Genomic DNA, 3,733 nt, shown 5'->3' with positions numbered 1-3,733 from the left:
CACCCGGAGAGAGCGCAGGAGAGATGGCAGGAGAGACGACCGGCAGAACCGGTGCCAACGCCCGACACCGCCGGACAAGCAGTGCAAAAGCAGGACAGAACACCTGACACCAGACAGAATCCCTGTTCTGTCGGGTATCGGAAAGGCTCCCGCAGGGACGCCCGGAAAGGGGGTCGCGGCGCCTACAGGCGGTTGACGAACCTCGAGGCGGCCCGCTGGCTCATGCCGGTCTCGCCGCGTACGAGGAAGACGGCCTCACGGATCTGGCCGAGCGCCTTGAGCTCCCGCGCCTGGTCCACAAGATCCACGCTGGGGTTCGGCCGGTTGCGCGGCGCTCTGGTGAGCCGTACGGCCCAGATGATCAACCAGATGGCGGCGGCGGCGATGACGGCCGACAACGCGACGAGGCTCGGGGTGGTGACCTCCAGGGGTGACATGTGTGGGCGTCTTCCCGGGATGGAACGCTTTATGCGACCGCTTCCGTAGTTGCTTGATAATGTGCATTATGTCAAGTTGAGGTGATCCAGAGGGCTCTGACGGTTCGTTTGACGGCCTGTTGATTCGCTGTCCTCGGGGGTTTCCGGCGCTTAGGGTGGGGATTCTGCTATTCGCACCGCGAGAGGAGCAGCACGTGGGGAGTCAGTCGGTGTTATGCCAGGTGTGTCAGGGGGTTCTGCCCGCTTCAGGTAAAGAGGCGTACACGGCGTTGCGGGGGCGGCTGATCGTGTCGAACGGCTACTGCGCGGGCGGGTGCGCCGAGCAGGAGGCCGAGCAGCGGGTGCAGCAGCGTCCGGCGGCGCAGGAGGCCGCGCCGGTTGCTCCGGTGTTTTCGCGGCCGGTGGCGGCTGTTTCGGGTGCAGGGCCGGTCCGGGTGGCGCGTTAGCCGCTGGGGTGCCGGTCGGTGGTGTGCCAGTAGTCGCGGGTGCGTACGGCGAGTCCGTCGGGGTCGAAGGTGACGAAGACGCAGCCTGCGAGTGTGGTGGGGCGGCCGTTGTCGAGGGCGTGGACCTGGAATTCGATGGCGGCGTGGTCGCCGTCGACGAGGGGTGCGGCGAAGGTGACGCGGGGGTCGCTCTCGTCGGCGAATGATCGGGTGATGTAGTCGGCGATGGCGGGTTTGCCCTGGTGGGGTGGGCGGAAGGGCATGCTGGTGTGGACGGCGTCGTCGTGGTAGAGGGCGATGATGGCGTCGGTGTCGTGGTGGGTCCAGCCGTGTTGCCAGGTGTCGGCGAAGCGTTGGGCGGCGGCGCGGGTGTTCATGGTGTTCATTGTGGTGGTCGGGCACCCACGTACCACCCAATAGCACCTATATGGGTATTTCTCCCGTCTTGTGGGTGAGGGTGCGGCGGCAAGCTACGTGAGGACCACTCACCAGCCCCCGAGGGAGAGGATCGCACGTTGCGCGCCATCGATCGGCGAGGAGCCCGCCCCCGGCCACCCGCCGTACGACTCCCCTCCCGCAACGCGCTGCTGGCCATGGCCGACGCGCTGGCCGTACGCTCCGGATGGGCGGGGCGCGAGCGTGAGGCGTCGTGGTTGTTGTCGGCGCGGCCGTCGGCGGTGCAGGCGGCGCGCCGTCTGGCCGTCGCGCGGCTGTCGGCGTGGGGTCTGCGCCGGCAGGCCGAGACCGCCGAGGTGCTCGTCGGCGAGCTCGTCTCCGATGCGTTGCGCCGCTGCGACGGCCGGATCAGGCTCGAACTGCGGGTGGAGGACGGGTTGCTGCGCTGTGAGGTGAGCGGTGTGTTCGCGGGTGCGGGGGCGCGGCCGGGTCCTGCGCCGCATCGGTCGTTGCTGGCGCGGCTGGCGTGCTGCTGGGGGGTCTGCGGGCAGGTGGCCTGGTTCGAGCTGCCGGCCGGCCGCGCCTGCCCGGGTCATTCGCGCGGCGTGGACTGACCGGTTGAGGGGTCACTCCCCTGCCGCGGGCCGGTCCTGGGCGCGGGCCTGCTCCCCCGCCCAGACCGCGATCTGGGAGCGGGAGCTGAAGCCCAGTTTGGCGAGGATGTGCTCGATGTGGCCTTCGGCGGTGCGCTGTGAGATCACCAGGCAGGCGGCGATCTCCTTGTTGGTCAGGCCGCGGGCGACGAGCTGGGCGATCTCGCTTTCGCGGCGGGTCAGCCGGTCCAGCCGCTGTCCGCCCTTGCCGCGGCCGGTGGGCGGCTCCTCCTGCAGGACGTAGGCCAGTGCCTCGTCCAGGGGCATGCGGGCGCCGCGTCGTAGGGCCGTGTTGTAGGCGTCCTCCCCCAGTGTCCGGCGGGTGTCCTGTTCGCAGGCGTCGTGGTAGGCGGCCAGGTGCCCGTAGCCGGACAGGGGTGCGCCGATGGACGCCCACACGGTCTGCAGGATGCCGAGCAGGCGGGCGGCGCGCTGGTGGCGGCGCTGGGTGGCGGCGATCCAGGCGAGTGCTTCGACGGTGATGCCGATGCCGAGGTGGTCGCCGAGGCTGCGGTTGACCGTCAGTGCCTTGCGTTGCAGGTCGGTGGCGCGGCGCAGGTCTCCTTGCCGCCAGGCTTGGATGCCGAGTGCCGTCATGGCGTAGGCGTGGTGCCAGCTTTCGTGGTGGCTCTCGCACAGGGCCAGGCACCGCTCCCCCGCGGCCACGGCGGAGGGTGTGTCGCCGGCGTGGCTGTAGGCCAGTGTGAGCCGGATGAGCGACAGTGCGGTGCCGGCCGGGTCTGCGGAGGCGCGGTGCTGGGCCAGGGCCTGTTCGTACAGGGTGATGGCGTCGGCGGTGCGGCCCTCTTTCATGGCGATCATGCCGGAGAACAGGGCGGCGTAGCCGAGGATGTGCTGGTCGTGCAGGCGCTCCCCCGCGCGGCGGCTGTCGTGCAGCATGGCGGTGGCGGCGGGTTCGTCGGCCTGGATGATGGCCAGCCAGCCGCCGGCCCACAGGGCGCAGGCGCGTACGTCGTCGGGGACGTCGCGGGCGGCGAGTCCCTGTTGGAGCCAGCGGCGGCCTTCAGCCGGGTAATAACTGGTGGTCCAGTGGTAGAGCAGGTCGGTGGCCATGGTCAGGCCGGTGCGTGCGCCGTCCGGTCCGGTGAAGGACTGTTCGAGGGCGGTGCGCAGGTTGGCGTGTTCGAGGTGCAGGCGGGTGAGCCAGTGCACCTGACGGGGGCCGAACAGGTCCGCTCGGGCCCGTGCGGCCAGGTCGCGGTAATAACCTGCGTGCCGTTCGCGCAGCCAGTCCTGCTGGCCTGAGGTGGCCAGGCGTTCGCGGCCGTAGGCGCTGAGGGTGTCGAGCATCCGGTAGCGGACGCCGCACGGGTGGTCTTCGCGTATCAGTACGGATTTGTCGACCAGGCCGATCACCAGGTGGACGATGTCGTGGCGGTCGATTCCGCGGCCGGAGCAGATCGTTTCGGCGGCTTCCAGGTCCAGGCCGCCGGCGAAGGCCGAGACCCGTTCCCACAGGAGTCGTTCTTTGTCCGAGCACAGTGCGTAGCTCCAATCGATGAGGGCTCGTAGGGTCTGGTGGCGGGGTAGTTCTGCGCGTGGTCCCGCGTTGAGCAGGCGGAAGCGGTCGTCGAGGCGGTCGAGGAGTTGCTGGGCCGACAGGGCGCGCAGGCGGACGGCGGCCAGTTCGATGCCGAGGGGCAGGCCGTCGAGGTGGCGGACGATGCGGGCGATGGTGTCGCGGTTGTCCTCGGTGAGGGCGAAGGTGGGCAGGACGGCTCTGGCGCGTTCGGTGAACAGGCGGACGGCGTCGGCCTGGGCGAGGGTGCTGAGGGTCTGT

4 protein-coding genes are annotated in these 3,733 nt (G+C 69.9%); 1 reads left to right on the top strand and 3 read right to left on the bottom strand.

What is annotated here, in order from left to right; genetic code table 11:
* Nucleotides 1-182: 182 nt before the first annotated feature.
* Both E1295_RS47510 and E1295_RS47505 read right to left on the bottom strand, forming a co-directional pair.
* Nucleotides 183-437, bottom strand: a complete 255-nt coding sequence (locus E1295_RS47510; RefSeq protein WP_132641895.1) for a hypothetical protein — start codon at nt 435-437, stop codon at nt 183-185.
* Between the two features lie 442 nt (nt 438-879).
* Complete coding sequence (locus tag E1295_RS47505; RefSeq protein WP_132641893.1) at nt 880-1,260, bottom strand: nuclear transport factor 2 family protein; 381 nt, start codon at nt 1,258-1,260, stop codon at nt 880-882.
* Between the two features lie 138 nt (nt 1,261-1,398).
* On the opposite strand from E1295_RS47505, the gene E1295_RS47500 reads away from it, so the two are divergent.
* The gene (locus E1295_RS47500; protein WP_132641891.1) at nt 1,399-1,893 is read left to right on the top strand and encodes a hypothetical protein; all 495 of its coding nucleotides are present in this window, start codon (nt 1,399-1,401) and stop codon (nt 1,891-1,893) included.
* A gap of 12 nt (nt 1,894-1,905) precedes the next feature.
* Here E1295_RS47500 and E1295_RS47495 read toward each other — a convergent pair.
* Nucleotides 1,906-3,733: ATP-binding protein (locus E1295_RS47495; protein ID WP_132641889.1), on the bottom strand; the 1,828-nt coding region annotated here is incomplete at its 5' end.

Source organism: Nonomuraea mesophila, assembly GCF_004352805.1.
Classification (GTDB): domain Bacteria; phylum Actinomycetota; class Actinomycetes; order Streptosporangiales; family Streptosporangiaceae; genus Nonomuraea; species Nonomuraea longispora.
Note: the sequence above shows the minus strand (reverse complement) of the source record. Positions and strands in the feature narration are given on the sequence as shown.

Coding starts and splice junctions, on each gene's coding strand:
- E1295_RS47510 (WP_132641895.1), bottom strand. CDS start 437: ATGTCACCCCTGGAGGTCACCACCCCGAGCCTCGTCGCGTTGTCGGCC.
- E1295_RS47505 (WP_132641893.1), bottom strand. CDS start 1,260: ATGAACACCCGCGCCGCCGCCCAACGCTTCGCCGACACCTGGCAACAC.